The sequence below is a fragment of the Chitinophaga cymbidii genome, assembly GCF_007992715.1.
Lineage (GTDB): Bacteria > Bacteroidota > Bacteroidia > Chitinophagales > Chitinophagaceae > Chitinophaga > Chitinophaga cymbidii.
This window is the reverse complement of record NZ_BKAU01000001.1, coordinates 645,242-663,780: the sequence shown is the minus strand read 5'-3', so window position 1 is coordinate 663,780 and position 18,539 is coordinate 645,242. Positions and strand designations below refer to the sequence as shown.

Genomic DNA, 18,539 nt, shown 5'->3' with positions numbered 1-18,539 from the left:
CCATATGAACAAAAAAATAACGCTGATCCTGCAACTGCTGTTGTTTTGCGCCGTCCACGCGAGCGCGCAGAACCGTACCGTTAGCGGGAAAGTGACTTCTTCCGAAAGCGGGGCGCCGCTCGCGAAGGTGACCGTGCTGGTAAAAGGCACCAATTCCACCTCCACCACCAATGCAAACGGGCAATATTCCATCGCCGTATCCGGCAGCAGCCCCGTGCTGATATTTTATTTTGATGATTATGCCACCAAAGAGATCCCGGTAGGGGCCGGCAATACGATAGACGTAAAGCTGGAAGCGAAGATCGAGAACCTCGGCGAAGTAGTGGTCGTGGGATATGGAACGGTAAAAAAATCCGACGTTACCGGCTCGGTGGTGTCGCTCAAGGCGAAAGACCTCACTCCCGGCGCCAATGTGAACGTGGAGCAGACCTTGTTAGGCCGCGCCTCCGGCGTACAGGTGTACCAGAAAAGCGGCGAGCCCGGCAGCGCCATGAGCGTGAAGATCCGCGGCGCCAGCTCCATCACCGCCGGCAACGATCCGCTTTACGTGATAGACGGCATGCCGGTGAATAACCTTTCTCCCGTTACCGGCAGCGGCGCCGGCTTTGTAGCCACGCCCAATCCGCGTAACCCGCTGAACAGCCTCAATCCATCCGACATCGAATCCATCGAAATATTAAAAGACGCCTCCGCCACCGCCATCTATGGCTCCCGCGGCTCCAACGGCGTAGTGATCATCACCACCAAAAAAGGCGCCAGCGGAAGGCTTAGCATCGGCTACAACGCATACTACGGCGTGCAGAAAGTGTCCAACTCGCTGGAAATGCTCACCGGCCAGCAATATAAAGATGTGCTGAACGCCATTATCGACGACGGCGGCGGCGTGCCCTCGGAAAGAGTGGTGAACGATCCGGTGAATGTAGACTGGCAGCAGCAGTTGTATCAGAACGCAAGCGTGCAGAGCCATGACCTTTCTTTTTCCGGTGGAAAGGATAACACGAAGTTCTACGCCTCACTGGGCTATTTCAACCAGGAAGGCGTTGTGAAAAATTCCGGCGTAAAACGCTACACCGCCCGGATGAACCTGGAAAACAGCGTGGCGAAGAAATATGCGTTCGGCTTCAACCTGAATACATCTTATATAAAAGACAACTATAATTCCATCGGCCTTGGTGTGAACGAAAACGGCAGCGCCCTGTATTCCGCGATCAACTACGATCCCTCGTTTCCGATATACAATGCGGACGGCTCCTACAACCGTTCGCCGTTCATGACCACCATCGATCACCCGCTGATCCTGATCAATGGGCAATACGCCAACAGCGATGGTTTCCGGACTTTCGGCACCATCTACGGCGAATACTTTTTCAATCCGGATATCTCCCTGAAAGTAAAAGGCGCCGGCGACGTGAACATCACGCAACGCAATACCTGGTTGGACCCTTCCACCATCCTGGGCCTGCCCACCGGCGGCATCGCCTCCATCAATACCGGTAATGTCAATTATTATATGGGCGAGGCCACGCTGAACTACAACAAGCAGTTCGGCAAGGATCATTCCGTGAACGCGGTAGTGGGCAGCACGTACGAACATTTCGCCTCCAATTCCTTCGGCGGCAACGGCCGCGGCTATGCATTGCCGGACCTCAAGTACGATGCCATCGGTTCCGGCAACAGCGAGTTGAACCAGATCGGCAGCGGCAGGGCCTCTACCAAGATCGTGTCTTTCCTCGGACGGGTGAACTACGCATTCAAAGACCGTTATCTGCTGACGGCCAGTGTGCGGGCGGACGGATCATCGCGCTTCGGTCCCAATAACCGCTTCGGCTATTTCCCTTCCGGCGCCATTGCCTGGAAGATGCATGAAGAATCTTTCCTGAAAGGCGTGCAGTTCATCGATGAACTGAAGATGCGGCTCAGCTACGGCATCATCGGCAGCCAGTCCATCGCCAACTATCTTTACATCACCACTTTCTCCGGCGGCGGAAATGCCATTTTCGGCGGCGACCGCTACACTTCCCTGGCGCCATCCCGCGTGGCGAACCCGGACCTGAAATGGGAGGAAGCAAAACAGGCGGACATCGGGCTGGACTTCTCCCTGTTCAACAGGCGGCTGACCGGTTCCATCGAATATTATGACCGCCGCACTTCCGATCTCCTGCTGGATCTGCCACAACCGCTGAGCACCGGCTTCGGCGTAAAAACGCAGAACATCGGGAAGATGAAAAATACCGGCATCGACCTCCATCTCGCCGGCGACATCTTCCGCAGCAGCAACGGCTTCAACTGGAACATGGGCGTTGTTTTCTCCACCGTTAAAAATGAAGTGCTCAGCCTCGGGCCTTTATCGCAGATACTCACCGGCGGCGCGGGCTTCATCGCCAATGCCAGCATCATCACCCCGGGCCAGTCCCTCGGCTCTTACTACGGATATGAAGTGCTCGGCGTATGGCAGACGGATGATGATTTCTCCACCGCGCCCACCGGCGTAAAACCCGGTGACCTGAAGTTCAGGGATTTGGACAAGAACAACCAGATCAATGCGGACGACCGCGTGATCCTCGGCAAATCGATGCCGGACTTTACCTACGGCATCACCAACACCTTCGAATTTAAAAGGCTTTCACTGTCTGTATTCATCGAAGGCGCACAGGGCGGCAGCGTACTGAACAACGCGGCGATAGACAGCTATTTCCCTGTCAGCTTCAGAAGGAACAAGCTCGCAGAGCCTTACCTGAACCGCTGGACGCCGGATAACCCCACCAACAAATATCCTTCGTTCGTCAATCCCACTTCACAGGGTCAGCAAACGATCAATTCAAGAACGGTGGAAGATGCGTCTTACCTGCGCATGCAGTCCGTCCGCCTCAGTTACGATTTCCGGCTCAACAACAAGCTGATAAAGGGATTGCAGGCTTACGTAACAGGGCAGAACCTGTTCACCATCACGGACTATTCAGGGATCGATCCCGCGGTGAACGCGATAGGGAACGATATCCTGAAGATCGACTACAGCTCTTATCCCATGACCCGTAGCTTCTTATTGGGTGTAAACGTTCAATTCTAAAAACTGCCACATGAAAAAGATCATCATACTGTCTTCTTTTATTATAGCCCTGCTGCCACAGGCAGGCTGCGAAAAGATGCTGGACGTAACGCCGCCGGGAGAATTTGCGCCGGGAAATGTGCTGACGACGGAAAAGGGCATTCGGTCCGTTTTATTTTCGTCCTATTCGTTCATCCAGAATCCCACGCCCTCGCGCTACCTGATCAACAATTCCGAAGTAACAACAGATATCGGCTTTAACAGCGGCGGCGCGGAAAACCTCACGCTGACGCAGCTGATCAATTTCACCTGGGACGCTTCGCTGTTGACTTTCCAGGTGGATGTATGGGCGCCTACCTACCGCGCCATCCGGGATGCCAACATTGTACTGGAGAACATCGAAAATGTAAATACCTCCGATGCCAATAGAAAAATGTATGCGGCGGAAGCAAGGTTCATCCGCGCGTTCGGATACGAGCTGCTGTACAAGTGGTTCGGCCCCGTGCCCCTGCGCACCGTGAGCACATCGGAACCGCTGCTGGCAAAGGCCAGCGATGCGGAAATGCGGGCATTTATCGAAGAGGAACTGACCGCCGCCATTCCCGACCTTCCCGATCCGGGGCAGGAAGAAGCCTTTGCAAGAGCCAACAAAGGCATGGCCTGGAGCGTGCTGGCAAAACATTATCTCAACACCCGGCAATGGCAGAAGGCTGCGGACGCCTGCCAGGAAGTGATAGACTTCAACTATTACGATCTGTTTGAAGAATATCAGAACATGTTCAGGGTAGAGAACGAAGGGAACAAGGAAATGATCATGGTGCAGCCCTGCAGGAATGAAGCGGGCTTCGGGAACTGGTATACCGCGGGCGCGCTGCCGCCGAATTTCAAAACATCTTCGCAGATACCGGAATTCGTATGGACGAACGCCATGGCCAACTTCGCCACCCAGTACCGCATGCGCACGGGATTTACCAATACTTTCGATGTAGCCAAAGACGAGCGCGCCATCCTGCTGCTGCGCAGCTACACCAATAACAACGGTGTGAACGTGAATCTCCTGGCTACAGCCGATAATGTGAGAAGCCTGAAGTACTGGGACAATGCCACCGTAGGCAACCACAGCGGGAACGACGTGCCGGTGATCCGGTATGCGGACATCCTGCTGAGCCGCGCCGAAGCATTGAACGAGCTGACCGGCCCCACCCAGGACATCCTGAACCTGATCAACGAAGTACGCGACCGTGCCGGTCTGGATGATCTCACATTAGCGGAAGCTACCGGCAAGGAAGTGTTGAGAGATCTCATTCTTCGTGAACGAGGATGGGAGTTTTACAGCGAAGGGCTGAGAAGGGAAGACCTGCTCCGTCACGATAAATTTATTTCATCAGCCAAGGCCAGAGGCGTGACAGTGGCGGCTGACAAACATAAGGTGTTCCCGATACCGCAGACGGAAATTGATGCTAACCCGGCCTGCAAGCAAAACGAGGATTACTAAACAAAGCATGACCGGGCCGGCGGAAAAGCTGCCGGCCCCGGCTGAAAGAATCAAAAACTATTGAGCGTAATGAATAAGCTGAAACCCGTTGCATTATTGTTGACATTATCGATCGTCTATTCCTCCTGCGGCCAGTGGGGCGCTGCCACCGCGGAAAATCCGAAGTACAGCGACCCTGCAGCACCCGTCGGTGACACGGCATTGACAGTGCCCGCTTCCGTAGTGCCCATCATGGACCAGTGGATGCGCGACACGTACGTGATGACCGGTCCCGATGGCTATTATTACATGACCGGCACCACCGCCACGCCCGGCAGGGAATTCCCCTCCGGCCGCGTCCACTGCTGGGACTACAACGACGGCCTGTACATGTGGAAATCCAGGGACCTCAAACAATGGGAACCCATGGGCCTCATCTGGAGCTTCGACAAAGACGCGGCAGACTGGCAAAGGAACGGCAGGCCCCTGGAACCCGGCGCCATGTCGCCCAACAAAGACCCGCTGGACTCCATGTACCGCGCCGTTTGGGCGCCCGAGCTGCACTACGTGAAAAGCAAACAGAAATGGCTGCTGATCGCCTGCATGAACGGCGGCGCCGGCTCCTTCGTGCTGGAAAGCGTTTCCGGGAAACCCGAAGGCCCCTACAGGAACATCGCCGGCAGCACAGAAAAAGCCATCTTCCCGAATATCGACCTCGGTCTGTTTGAAGATGATAACGGCGAAGTGTATCTCGTCGGCCACAATCATTTTATCGCAAAAATGAAAGACGACCTCAGCGATGTGGCGGAACCTTTCAAAAAGCTGGCTGAAACGCCTTACCATCCTGATCCGTATATTGAAGGCGTATTTATTACCAAGCATGATAACAAATACCAGCTGCTGCAAACCGTCTGGTCCGTTAAACAAAAAGATGGCAGTTATTCCTATCTGCGAGATGACCGGAAAGACCTGGATGCCTTGTACAGCTACGATGTGGTGGTGGCGGAATCAGACAACATCTACGGCCCCTACGGCCCGCGTTACGCGGCTATCCTGCAGGGCGGGCATAACAATATATTCAGGGACAGGAACGGCGACTGGTGGTCTACCACGTTCTTCAACCCGAGAGGTGTGATGGGAACGAAATTCGCCGTTACCTGCCGGCCGGGGCTCGTGCCCGTTAAATGGGAGAACGGCAGGCTGAAGCCGGATAGCGAACGCGCTGCTACATTTTATGCTTCATTTTTAAACTGATGTAAAACATGTTCAGAAAAATATTTGCCGCCGCTATTACAATGCTTCCCTTCGCCGGCCATGCGCAGGAGATAGGCGCGAACTTCAATCACGATCCCGAGATCATCGATTTTGAATACCTGCAAAAAACGCCGGTGGAATGGGTGCGTACCACGCCGTATATTTTTGAATATATCCGCGGGGAAAAAGATCCCGCCACTTCGCCCGGCCTGCAAAACGTGATAGACGCCAAAAAGAAAGGCTACAAAGTGGCCTTTGGCTTCCGCTGGGACTTTAACAAGTTCAAGCTGCCCATTCCCGCGCCCGGTTCCGCTGAAGAGAAAAAATACTTCGCGGTAGCCGCCGCCATCCTGGACCGTGTGGGGCCGTATGTGGATGTATTCAAGCTCGGCAACGAACCCAACCTGGAAACCATGCCGCGGGACTTGCAGCTCAATGCGGAAGGTGTGGTGCCGCTGGTGCGGTTTACCGAAAGGTTGCTGACGGAAGTGGTAGAGCCTTACTATCAAAAACATGCGGAGCTGCAGCGCCCCGATGTGTACACCGGTTCACTGCCCCGGCTGTTCCTCAAAGAAGAACAAAAGAAACCCGGTGTCATCGGGCTGATACAGCTGGCGCAGAAGAACCCGCGTATCAAGGGCCTCGCCGTTCACCTGCATATCAGCGATTCGCTGGAAATGGAAGAGGCTTTCCGCTTTGTGCGCTCCATTATGCCGGACAAGCCCATCATCATCCCGGAATTTTCCCTTTTTCGTTTGTATAACCGGCATGTTTCTGATAAATTGGGCGACAGTAAAGAAGGGAAAGCCTTCGCGGAGAAATATGGTTACCCGGCGGATATGAAGTTGTACGAGTGGTACAGCAAGGCCAATTCGGAAAGGGTGAGCGCCACAGAATGGGCGGATATGTTTGCTTCCCGCAAATGGTTCCCGCCGCATTTCATGCTTACTTATTACCGCTATTTTCAAAAATACGGTGTCATACTGGCCACTTACGGATTTTTAAGCCAGTCCGCCCCCGCGAAAATGGGCCCTGGTTCGCCTACATGGTTCATCAATCCCATCTTCCCGATGAAAAGCCTGCAACCGCAGCCGGATGGTTCCTTTACGCCCAATCCTTTATGGTTTGATGATTTTACGGACATTGTCAATCGTGGAAAGCAACATGCGCAATAAAATAATCCATATCGTTCTGCCCGCGCTGATCGGGATGTACGGGTGCACGCAGCAAACAGCGACGCCTTCAACGCCCAATATCATCATCCTGTATGCGGATGATCTGGGTTACGGTGATGTGAGCTGCTATGGCGCGTCCGGTGTTAAAACGCCGTATGTGGACCGCATGGCTGCCAACGGCCTGCAATTCACCGATGCGCACTGCACCGCCGCCACCTGCACGCCGTCGAGAGTATCACTGCTGACCGGCACTTACGCCTTCCGCAACAACGCCGCCATTCTTCCCGGAGATGCGCCGCTGCTGATACGCCCCGGCACCGCCACATTGCCGGAAATGCTACAGAAAGCGGGCTACAGAACCGCGGTAGTGGGTAAATGGCATCTTGGTCTTGGCAGCGGAACGATCGACTGGAACGGCCACATCGGCCCCGGCCCGAACGAGATCGGCTTTGATTATTCCTTCATCATTCCCGCTACAACAGACCGGGTGCCGACCGTATACGTGGAGAACGGCAAAGTGCCCAACCTCGATCCCAACGATCCTATCGCCGTCAGCTACGCGGAAAAGATCGGGGACGAGCCCACCGGCCTGTCGCACCCGCAACTGCTGAAACAAAGAGCGGACACGCAGCACAGCAACACCATCATCAACGGCATCAGCCGCATCGGCTTTATGACCGGCGGGAAAAAAGCGCGCTGGGTGGATGAAGATATTTCTGTGATGTTGAACGAAAAAGCAAAACAGTTCATCATCAACAATAAAAACCAGCCGTTTTTCCTCTATTATCCATTCCCCAACATTCACGTGCCGAGAACGCCGAACGCGCGTTTCGTAGGCTCCACCAACATGGGCGCCCGCGGCGACGTGATCACGGAAATGGACTGGATGGCAGGAGAGGTGATGCAGCTTTTGGATTCCCTGCAAATTGCAAAGAACACCCTGATCATCTTCAGCAGCGATAACGGCCCCGTGCTGGACGATGGCTACGAAGATTCCGCTTCCATGCTCACAGGCGCGCACAATCCTTCAGGCATCTTCCGCGGCGGCAAATACAGCGCATTCGAGGCCGGTACCCGCGTACCAACAATCACTTACTGGCCCGGCACCATACAGCCCGGCGTATCGGATGCCCTGTGCTCGCATGTGGACATCATGGCGTCGCTGGCCGCATTAACCGGACAAAAGACCGCCGCGCCGGACAGCCGCAACGCGCTGGACGTATTGCTCGGAAAATCGAAACAGGGCAGGGAATACCTGCTGGAGGAATCGTACACCCTTTCGCTGCGCAAAGGCGAATGGAAGTACATTGCTCCGCAGGAAAAGGCAACGCCGGACTGGCTGCAAAACAAAAAAATAGAGAACGGGCTCAAGCCTCACGCCCAGCTGTACAATCTGAAGGATGATCCGCGCGAAGCGAAAGACCTCGCGGAGCAGCACCCGGAAATTGTGCAGGCGCTGAAAGCGGAGCTGGAAAAAATAAAAACACAGATACCTTGATATGATGAGAAACACATTATTGCTATCACTGATTATCCTGTCGTCCTGCGCAGGAAGCCACAAGAATAAAACGGCGTCAAAGAAAGATGACCGGCCGAACATTGTGCTGATCCTGGCGGATGACCTCGGTTATTCAGATGTCGGCGCCTATGGCGGCGAGATACATACGCCCAATATCGACTACCTCGCGGAGAACGGCGTGCGCTTCACGCGGTTTTACAATACTTCGCGTTGTTGCCCTACCCGCGCTTCGCTGCTGACCGGTTTGTACAACCAGCAGGCCGGCATCGGTGAAATGACCACGCGGCGCGATGAACCCGGCTACCGCGGCGCGCTCACAGACAACACCGTTACCATCGCCGAAGTGCTGAAAGATGCCGGTTATCACACCGCCATGTCCGGCAAATGGCATGTGTCCAACACCATTGAGCAGCCAACGAAAGAAGCGCAGTTGAAATGGTTGAACCATCAGGCCAGTCACCCTTATTTTTCGCCGGTGGAGCAATACCCCGTCAGCCGCGGGTTTGAAAAATATTACGGCAACATTTTCGGCGTAGTGGATTTCTTCGATCCCTTCAGCCTGGTGAATGGAACAACACCGGTAGAAACCGTGCCGGAAGGTTATTACCACACGGATGCGATCAACGATACCGCCGTGGCTTACATCAAAACATTCAGCAAAGAAGAAAAGCCTTTCTTCCTCTACGTAGCGCACACCGCGCCGCACTGGCCTTTGCAGGCTTTGCCGGAGGATATCAAAAAATACGAGAACACCTACAAGGCAGGATGGGACGCGATCCGCGAAGCGAGATATAAAAGGATGATTGAAAAAGGAGTGATCGACCCGGCTACCACGCCTTTATCTCCCCGCATGAAAAATAACCTCAGCTGGGAAAACAATCCCGATAAAGAATGGGATGCGCATGCCATGGCCGTGCATGCCGCAATGGTAGACCGCATGGACCAGGGCATCGGCCGTATCATTCAGACCCTGCGGGAAACCGGCGAGCTGGATAATACCATCATCGTGTTCCTGAGCGATAACGGCGCCAGTCCCGAGAACTGCATGCGCTACGGTCCCGGTTTCGACCGTCCCGGTGAAACGAGAGACGGGCAAAAGATACATTACCCGGTGAACAAGGACGTAATGCCCGGCCCGCAGACCACCTTTGCATCCATCGGTGAAAGATGGGCGAACGTGGTGAACACGCCTTATCAATATGCCAAGGCGCAATCTTACGAAGGCGGCGTACGCACGCCCATGATCGCGTTCTGGCCCCGCGGCATTAAATCCAAAGGCGGATTTACAGGGCACCTCGGGCATGTGATGGACTTCATGCCCACCTTTATGGAGGTGGCAAAAGCCCGTTACCCGGAAACGTATAACGGCCACAACATCACGCCCTACACCGGCGTGAGCCTGCTGCCGGCCTTTGAAGGAAAGGAGAAAGCAGGACATGCCGCGCTGTATAACGAGCACTTCGGTGCAAGGTATGCCCGGGAAGGCGAGTGGAAGCTCGTATCCCTCTCCGGCGACACCACCTGGCGCCTGTATAGAATAAATGAAGATGAAACGGAGCTGAATGATCAGTCCGCTCAACACCCGGATGTAGTATCCCGCCTGGCCGGCCAGTGGCGGCAGTGGGCGAATACGCACCAGGTCTTTCCAAAACCCGGTAAAAAATAATAGAGATGTTCAATAAAAGATCGATCATATTACTGGCCTGCGGCCTGATGTTGTTGCAGGTTGCCACCGCGCAGCAAAAATGGACTAACGCAAAAGCGAAGGAATGGTATGCGCAGCAAGGCTGGTTGAGAGGATGTAACTTTCAACCCTCCACCGCTATCAACCAGCTGGAAATGTTTCAGCCCGAAACTTTCGATACCGCCACGATCAGCCGCGAGCTGGGCTGGGCGCAGGACCTGGGCCTGAACGTAATGCGGGTATACCTGCATCATCTGCTGTGGACGGCGGATAAAGAAGGATTCAAAAAACGGCTGGATACCTATCTCGCTATCTCTTCCCGCCACGGCATCAAAACGCTGTTCGTGTTTTTTGACGATTGCTGGAATGATACCGCCTGGGTGGGCAAACAACCCGCGCCAAAAACCGGCGTGCACAATTCCGGCTGGGTAAGAGACCCCGGCACCATGATCTACACCCATCCGGACACGCTGCCGGTACTGGAAGCATACGTAAAGGACGTATTGCAGGCTTTCGGAAAGGATGAACGCATCCTCATGTGGGACCTGTACAATGAGCCGGGCAACAACAAGCAGCACAACAAAAGCCTGCCGTTGCTGAAAAAAGTATTCCAATGGGCGCGCGAAGTCAACCCCTCGCAACCGGTCACCGCCGGCGTGTGGAACAACGGGCCGGCTTTTGCGGAGCTGAACAGGTTCCAGCTGGAAAACTCCGATGTGATCACCTACCACAATTATTCGTACATTGACGATCATCAGCATACCATCGATACATTGAAAAAATATGACCGCCCGCTGATCTGTACGGAATACATGGCCAGAAGGAACGGAAGTATCTTTCAGCTGATCATGCCGCTGCTGAAAAAGGAGAATGTCGGCGCCATCAACTGGGGCTTTGTCAGCGGAAAAACCAATACCATATATGCATGGGATACACCGATGCCCGGCGGAACAGAACCGAAGCTCTGGTTTCATGATATATTGAGAAAAGACGGAACGCCTTTCAGCGAAGACGAGGTTGCCTTTATCAAAAAGCTGTGCATACGGTAGCAGATGCAGTGATTTAAATTGTGGCGGATGAAGTGGTTTATTTATGGGTGTATTGTCACCTTTTTTATGCTGCCGGCCCGCGAAAGCAACGGCCAGCAGATATTGTTCAGGAAGTATTCGGTAGCGGAAGGGCTGCCTTCCAGCACCGTGCGCGCCATTGCGCAGGACGATCAGGGGTATATGTGGTTCGGCACCAAGAACGGCCTCAGCCGTTTCGACGGTTACCAGTTCAGGAACTTCCAGTATAAAAAGAACGACACCGCTTCCATCGGCAACAATTTCATACACTGCATCACCCGCTTTGATAGTACACATCTCTGGATCGGCACGGAAAACGGCATCTACATATTCGATCTTGAAAAAGAGCAGTTCTCCTATTTTGAACTGTTAAAGGAGAAGTTCATTTTTGATATCCTGCGGGACAAACATGGCGCGGTATGGATCACCTCCCGGCTGGACGGCCTGTACCGCTACGATCCCGTGAAGAAATCGATCGTCAATTTCAGGGCGGACAATACGCCGTTTTCCGTTTCCGGCGACCAGGTGACCCGCCTTGCAGCGGATGATGACGGCAATATCTGGATCGGTACCTTCGGGTCCGGCATCGATATCTATGATCAGACCACCAAAAGGTTTTCCAACCTGCGGGCGGGAAAGTCCGGGCTGAGCAATAATTACATCAACACCCTGTACAAAGGCAAAGACGGCGTGATGTGGGTAGGCACCATGAACGGTGGGCTTTGCAAATGGGAGAAAGACCGGCAGTCCTTCAAGGTCTACCGCAACGACGGCGGACCTTTTTCCATCAAGGATAATATCGTGCGCTCCCTCTGCCAGGTATCCCCTGATAAAATATACGTGGGCACAGAAAAGGGATTGAATGTGCTGGACCTGGCAACCGACCGGTTCGTGGCTTATACCAACGAAAGCAACGACCCTTTCAGCATCAGCGACAATGCCGTGTACTCCATATTTTCCGACAAGGGCGGCACCATGTGGGTGGGCACTTTTTTCGGCGGGGCCAACTATTTCAATGAAAGGGGTTCCGCTTTTGAACTGTACTATCCCACCGGGGCGCCGGGCTCGCTGACCGGCAGGGCCGTGAGCAGTTTTCTTGAAGATGAGCCCGGCAAGTTCTGGGTAGGCACGGAAGACGGCGGCCTGCATTATTTCGATCCTTCCGCAAAGACCTTTAAAAAATATCCCTTCCTGCCAAAGCAGCAGCCATTATCTTATCACAATATTCACGCGCTCGTCAAAGACAGGAAAGGCAATATCTGGATCGGGATATTTGCCGGCGGCGTGAACGTCCTGGATCCGAAAACCGGCAAAGTGCGGTATTTCCAGCAAGAGGCGGATAACATCCATTCGCTGAACAGCAACAATGTGTTCAGTCTTTATGAGGACAGGGAAGGCAGGATCTGGGTGGGCACGGACAAGGGCCTGAACCTCTTCAACAGCGATCAGCAGAACTTCACAAGAGTGTTGCAGGACGGCGTGACCAACACCATCATCTACGATATGTATGAAGATGATAACGGCACGCTCTGGATGGCTACGTATAACAACGGCCTTATTTTCTACAACAGAAAAATGGACCAATGGGGCCGCATCTCCGCGGAAGACGGGGACAACCTGCTCGCATCCAACAAGCTCACCTGTCTTTATCACGATCACCAGGGCAACCTGTGGATCGGCTCGGATGGCGGCGGGCTGCACAAGTATAATATCAAAACGGAACAGGTAAAGCTGTATAACGACAAGGCCGGGATCAACAGCAATGTGGTGTATGGCATTCAGCAGGATGAAGCGGGACGGATCTGGATCACCACCAACAACGGCATTTACAGCATTGACCCGGCAACGGAAGCGGTCAGGCATTTTACGCGGCAGGACAATCTGCAAAGCCAGCAGTTCAACTACAAGGCATTTTACAAATCATCGGACGGCAAGCTGTTCGCGGGCGGCATTACCGGCTTCAATGCATTCTATCCCGGGCGGTCTTCCGCCGCTACGCCGCCCGTCCGGGTATCGTTCACCAACTTCCAGCTGTTCAACAGGAATGTACCGCTGTCAGCCGACGGCCCGCTGTTCAAGCAGATCAATTATACGGACAGGCTCGTGCTGCAACATGACCAGTCCGTCATGAGCTTTGAATTTGCCGCGCTGAATTTCAGCGCGCCGGAAAAGCTCAGCTATGCCTACAAAATGGAAGGCTTTGATCCGGACTGGAACTATGTGGGCGATCAGCGGAAAGCTACATACACCAATCTTTCCCCCGGCACTTATACATTCCGGGTGAAAGCAACCGCTGACGAAAGTATTTGGAGCGTGCCGGAATCCACCATCACGCTGGTGATCCGGCCGCCGTTCTACAAAACCACGCTGGCGTACCTGATCTTTACGCTGCTGGCGCTGGCGGCGGCTTACGGCATTTACCGGTATTCTTCCGCCTATATCCGGAAGCGGAACCAGATCAAGGTGGAACGGCTGAAGAACAAGGAAGAGCAGGAGTTCTATGCGCGGAAGATAGAGTTCTTCACGGTGATGGCGCACGAGATCAGAACGCCGCTGTCGTTGATCATTGCGCCGCTGGAAAAATTATTGTCCATCAACAAATGGCATAAAGAAGAAAAGGAGCAGCTGACGATCATGGATGAAAATGCGGAGCGCCTGATGGGGCTGGTGAACCAGCTGCTGGATTTCAGGAGGATAGAAAGTGATGCGTACGAAATAAAGAAGGAAGCGGTGGAAGTGATCTCGCTGGTGCAGTCGGTTTACTCCCGTTTTTCTTCCCTGCCTTATCAGAAAGACGTGGAATTTACGATGAGTACGAACGTAAGCCGGTTGCAGATACAGGCGGACCCGGAGGTGCTGAACAAGATATTGAGCAACCTGCTGATCAATGCTTTCAAATTTGCACGCAAAAAGGTGAGCATCATGGTTTTTGAGGCTGCCGGAGATGCTGCGGAAGATGCCCGCATTTGTATCAGCGTGGCCGATGACGGCATCGGTATTCCGCCGGCCGACATCAAAAATATTTTCAACAAGTTCTTTACTACGGCGAAAGGGAATCATGCCTATCACAACCTCGGCGGCTCCGGGATCGGCCTGGCGCTGGCCGGCTCGCTGGCGGAAAAGCATGGCGGCAGGTTGCTGGTGGAAAGCAGGGAAGGGATCAAAACGGTCTTCACCCTGGAACTGCCTTTTACGGAAGAGCGGCCCGCGCAGCAGGAACTGCCCGCGGAAGATGTGGTGATGGATGACGGCAAGCCGCTGGTCGTGGTCGTGGAAGATGATGCGGCCATTCTTACCTTCCTGGCAAAAAGTTTCCAGGCCGGTGGTTATAACGTGATGAAAGCATCCAACGGAAAGATGGCGATGCCGGTGATCGAAGCCAACGCCGTTGACCTCATCGTGTCCGATATCATGATGCCGGAAATGGACGGATTGGAGTTATGCCGGCTGGTAAAAACGAACATCCATTACAGCCACATTCCTTTTGTGCTGCTGACCGCAAAAGGAAACAGCGAAGCGGAGCTGCAGGGCATTGAAACCGGCGCGGATGCGTACATCATGAAGCCGTTCAAATGGAAACACGTGGCGGCGGTGGTGAAGAACCTGCTGGAATCCCGCGAGAAGCTGCGGTTGCGGTTCTCCGAGCAGCCCAACAGCGACGTGAGCGTGCTCGCCACGAACAGCCGCGACCAGCAGTTCATGGAAAAAGTGGTAAGCATCATCGAAGAAAGGATCATTGATCCGCAGCTCTCGGTAGAAGAATTAAGCAAGGACATGGCCATGAGCCGTTCCAGCCTCCATAAAAAACTGAAATCCCTCTCCGGCTACGTGCCGAACGAGCTGATCAAGCTGGTGCGCCTGAAGCACGCCGCGAGATTGTTGCAGACCACCGATCACTCCGTGGCCGAAGTCGCCTACATGACAGGTTTCAGCTCGCCTTCCTATTTCTCAAAATGTTTTTTGCAGCAGTTCAAACTCAGCCCGAAAGAATACGCGGATAAGAAGCCCCGCCCCGATGCGCAGGACCTGGAAGATCTGATCCGGAAAGAGTAGATAGTTCCGAAGCAGCTTTTTATAGCAATTTCTGATCGAAAATGTGTATTTTCTGCGATGATATTCCCTTCGGGCACAATCTCTGCGGCCCCCACTGCTGCTAAAAATACACATATGTTCAAAAGGATCTTTTTTGCCCTGGCGTTCATCGCGCTCTATTGTCCCTGGAAAAGCAACGCACAGGATTTCACCGTGCTCCGCCGCCAGTTCGCGAAGCCAGACCGGCAATATGGCACCGCGCCGCTCTGGGTGTGGAATACCAAAGTAACCCGCGCGATCATCGATTCCATGATGGCCGATTTTAAAGCGCAGGATTTCGGCGGCGTGATGGTGCATCCCCGCCCGGGCCTCATTACCGAATACATCGGCCCGGAATGGTACCAGCTGTACCAGTATACCGTCAACAAAGGCAAAGCGCTCGGGCTGGATGTGTGGATATACGATGAAAACTCTTATCCCAGCGGCTTCGGCGGCGGCCACGTGGCAGACCAGATGCCGGAATCCTACAACCAGGGCCAGATGCTGCGGATGACCAGGCGGTCATCACTACCGCAGCAGCGGCACAGCTTTTTTATCGCTGTAAAAGAAGAGAACGGTACCTTCAGGGACGTAACGGATCAATACCAGCAGGAAAAAAGCAAGACCGGCGCCTATTACATCTTCGAAAAACTGAGCTACGCCAACCAGGCCAGCATGGTAGGCCCGCCGGGCTTTCCCTATGTTGACCTCATGGTAAAAGGCGTGACGGAAAAATTCCTGGAAGTCACCATGAAAGGTTACGAGCAACTGCTGGGGCAGGAATTCGGGAAAGTAATTCCGGGCCTGTTCTCCGATGAGCCCAGCATTCCCGTGCAGGGCCGCGGCAATATCCGCTGGACGCCCGACCTGTTCAGCGCCTTTCGCGCAAAATGGGGGTATGACCTGCCGCCGCACCTGCCTTCCCTGTTTGAAGAGGTGGGCGACTGGAAGAAAATACGGCATAACTATCAGCAAACGCTGCTGCAACTGTTCATCGACCGCTGGTCGAAGCCCATGATGGAATATACCACGAAGCATCATCTGCAATGGACGGGGCATTACTGGGAACATGGATGGCCCGATCCGCAGCATGTGCCGGACAATATGGCGATGTACGCCTGGCACCAGGTGCCGGGAATCGATATGCTGTTCAACCAGTTCAATGAGAACAGTCCCAATGCGCAGTTCGGCAATATCCGTGCGGTAAAGGAACTGGCAAGCGTCGCCAATCAGCTGGACCGCAAGCGCACCCTCAGCGAAACTTATGGCGGCGGCGGATGGGACCTTACTTTCAAGGACATGAAACGGCTTGGCGACTGGGAATATGTGCTGGGCGTCAATTTCATGAACCAGCACCTTTCGTTTATGACGCTGACGGGCACACGAAAATATGATTACCCGCAGAGCTTTTCCTATCACAGCCCCTGGTGGGAGCACTACGGCGCGCTCAACAGGTACTTTGCCCGCCTCTCCCTCACGCTTTCTGACGGGAAGCAACGTAACGATATTCTCATCATCGAACCCACCACCTCCGCATGGATGTATGCGGTGTATGGAAAGCCCAGTGAGCGGAGGAATGAGATAGGAAAGGATTTTCAGGCATTCGTCACGAAGCTGGAAAAGGCGCAGGCGGAGTATGATCTCGGTTCGGAGAACATCATCAAAGATCATGGCAAGGTGGAGAACGGCCGCTTCATTATCGGGCAACGCGCCTATTCCACCGTAGTGATACCGCCGGGCATGGAGAATATGGATAAACCTACGTACGGGCTGCTTCGCAAATACATCGCGCAGGGAGGCAAGGTGCTGCGTTTTGAAAAGCTGCAACGCATCGATGGTGTGGAGATAAAGGAAGATGCGGGGCTGGTGTTGACGCTGGATGAGGACGTTATTGCCCGGTATTTTCTGCCGGAAGATATCAGGTTCGATTTCAGCGGCGGCAACCTTTACCATCACCGGCGGATGCTGAAAGACGGTCAGCTGCTCTTTCTCACCAATGCCGATATGCAAGACGCTGTTACGGGGAATGTGCTCATAAGCGGAAAAGATGTATTGCTGCTGGACGCTTTTACCGGCAACATCCTCGATTACCCGGACGAAGCACGGCAGGATAAAGTGGCGCTTTCTTTCCGCATACCCGCCGCCGGCAGCCTGCTGCTGTTCGTAGCGGATAAGAAAATGTCCGGCTTCCCCGCTTACCGTGTACCGGAAAAGGGAACGCCATTGCAGGCGCCGGCCGCGGTTGTAAAACGTCCGCAACAGAATACTTTCATGATCGATTTCTGCGATGTAAGGGTAGGGGATACCTCCATGAAGGATATGCACGTGACGGAAGCCTGCCGCAGCGTATATAACCGGCACGGCTTTGAAAAGAATCCCTGGCATCACCAGGTACAGTTCCGCGACCGGCTGGTAGCCCGCGATACATTTGCTAACGGAACCGGCTATACGGTATCTTACAATTTCAATATCGATGCGCGGGCGGATTTTTCCGGATATAAAGCGGTGATTGAACAGCCCGGCCTCTGGACGCAGATCCGTATCAATGGGAAGGGGATAAAGCCGGAGAATGGTGCGTGGTGGCTGGACAGATCATTTGGTGTGCTGGCAGTCGGGCCGCATTTAGAGCCGGGAAAGAACACACTCTCGCTTACTATCTCTCCGATGAGCATCTTCGCGGAGATCGAGCCGGTGTATATTCTCGGAGATTTCAACCTCGCTGCCGCGGACCATGGCTGGAAGATCGTGCCGCCGCAGCCCCTTGGCTTTGGCGCCTGGAACAGGCAGGGCCTGCCGTTGTACGGCCACAGCATCGCTTATGAAAAAACGGTGCAGCTGCCGGAGAAACAGGACGAGTATGAAATACGCCTGGGCCAGTGGGAGGGGACGGTGGTATCCGCGGAAGTGAACGGCAGACCGGCCGGTATCTTCCCGCCCGGTCAGCAAACGCTGAATATTACCCCTTACCTGCAAAAAGGAGAAAATCGTATAGTGGTTTCCGTTACCGGCAGCCTGAAGAACCTGCTCGGCCCGCATCACAAGAAACCACCGGTGGGGATCGCCACACCGTTCAGCTGGACCAATATAAAGGAGTATCCGCCGGGATCGGAATATGAGACATTTCCGTATGGGTTGATGGAGGATTTCAGTATAGTGAGGTATTGAGAAGTGTTACCGCGTGTTGTTGGTGACAGGTATACCACCAGTAAAAAAATTAAACATGTTGTGCTGATTGGTGTGGACGGCCTG

9 protein-coding genes are annotated in these 18,539 nt (G+C 54.0%); all 9 read left to right on the top strand.

Going from position 1 to position 18,539, the window contains the following annotated elements; all coding sequences use genetic code 11:
- Window positions 1-4: 4 nt before the first annotated feature.
- The 9 genes from CCY01nite_RS02545 to CCY01nite_RS02505 all read left to right on the top strand — a co-directional run bounded on the left by CCY01nite_RS02545 (window position 5) and on the right by CCY01nite_RS02505 (window position 18,455).
- A complete protein-coding gene (locus CCY01nite_RS02545) occupies window positions 5-3,067 on the top strand; it encodes a SusC/RagA family TonB-linked outer membrane protein (protein ID WP_146857728.1) in 3,063 nt (1,020 codons plus the stop codon).
- Between the two features lie 10 nt (window positions 3,068-3,077).
- Window positions 3,078-4,541, top strand: coding sequence for a RagB/SusD family nutrient uptake outer membrane protein (locus CCY01nite_RS02540; RefSeq protein ID WP_146857727.1), 1,464 nt, complete (start codon window positions 3,078-3,080; stop codon window positions 4,539-4,541).
- Window positions 4,542-4,610: 69 nt separating this feature from the next.
- A complete protein-coding gene (locus tag CCY01nite_RS02535; RefSeq protein ID WP_146857726.1) occupies window positions 4,611-5,774 on the top strand; it encodes a family 43 glycosylhydrolase in 1,164 nt (387 codons plus the stop codon).
- Window positions 5,775-5,782: 8 nt separating this feature from the next.
- Complete coding sequence (locus CCY01nite_RS02530) at window positions 5,783-6,949, top strand: hypothetical protein (RefSeq protein WP_146857725.1); 1,167 nt, start codon at window positions 5,783-5,785, stop codon at window positions 6,947-6,949.
- On the top strand, window positions 6,939-8,447 hold the full coding sequence (locus CCY01nite_RS02525) for a sulfatase family protein (protein WP_146857724.1): 1,509 nt from the start codon (window positions 6,939-6,941) through the stop codon (window positions 8,445-8,447). The genes CCY01nite_RS02530 and CCY01nite_RS02525 overlap by 11 nt, the downstream gene beginning before the upstream one ends.
- A gap of 1 nt (window position 8,448) precedes the next feature.
- On the top strand, window positions 8,449-10,134 hold the full coding sequence (locus tag CCY01nite_RS02520) for an arylsulfatase (protein ID WP_146857723.1): 1,686 nt from the start codon (window positions 8,449-8,451) through the stop codon (window positions 10,132-10,134).
- A gap of 5 nt (window positions 10,135-10,139) precedes the next feature.
- Window positions 10,140-11,201, top strand: a complete 1,062-nt coding sequence (locus CCY01nite_RS02515; protein WP_146857722.1) for a cellulase family glycosylhydrolase — start codon at window positions 10,140-10,142, stop codon at window positions 11,199-11,201.
- Window positions 11,202-11,228: 27 nt separating this feature from the next.
- A complete protein-coding gene (locus tag CCY01nite_RS02510; protein ID WP_146857721.1) occupies window positions 11,229-15,272 on the top strand; it encodes a hybrid sensor histidine kinase/response regulator transcription factor in 4,044 nt (1,347 codons plus the stop codon).
- A gap of 114 nt (window positions 15,273-15,386) precedes the next feature.
- Window positions 15,387-18,455: a glycosyl hydrolase gene (locus tag CCY01nite_RS02505; RefSeq protein ID WP_186830862.1), complete on the top strand. Its 3,069-nt coding sequence runs from the start codon at window positions 15,387-15,389 to the stop codon at window positions 18,453-18,455.
- Window positions 18,456-18,539: the final 84 nt, after the last annotated feature.

Bases quoted from the DNA above. Each gene is read 5' to 3' on its own strand.
- CCY01nite_RS02545 (WP_146857728.1), top strand. From the start codon at position 5: ATGAACAAAAAAATAACGCTGATCCTGCAACTGCTGTTGTTTTGCGCC.
- CCY01nite_RS02540 (WP_146857727.1), top strand. From the start codon at position 3,078: ATGAAAAAGATCATCATACTGTCTTCTTTTATTATAGCCCTGCTGCCA.
- CCY01nite_RS02535 (WP_146857726.1), top strand. From the start codon at position 4,611: ATGAATAAGCTGAAACCCGTTGCATTATTGTTGACATTATCGATCGTC.
- CCY01nite_RS02530 (WP_146857725.1), top strand. From the start codon at position 5,783: ATGTTCAGAAAAATATTTGCCGCCGCTATTACAATGCTTCCCTTCGCC.
- CCY01nite_RS02525 (WP_146857724.1), top strand. From the start codon at position 6,939: ATGCGCAATAAAATAATCCATATCGTTCTGCCCGCGCTGATCGGGATG.
- CCY01nite_RS02520 (WP_146857723.1), top strand. From the start codon at position 8,449: ATGATGAGAAACACATTATTGCTATCACTGATTATCCTGTCGTCCTGC.
- CCY01nite_RS02515 (WP_146857722.1), top strand. From the start codon at position 10,140: ATGTTCAATAAAAGATCGATCATATTACTGGCCTGCGGCCTGATGTTG.
- CCY01nite_RS02510 (WP_146857721.1), top strand. From the start codon at position 11,229: ATGAAGTGGTTTATTTATGGGTGTATTGTCACCTTTTTTATGCTGCCG.
- CCY01nite_RS02505 (WP_186830862.1), top strand. From the start codon at position 15,387: ATGTTCAAAAGGATCTTTTTTGCCCTGGCGTTCATCGCGCTCTATTGT.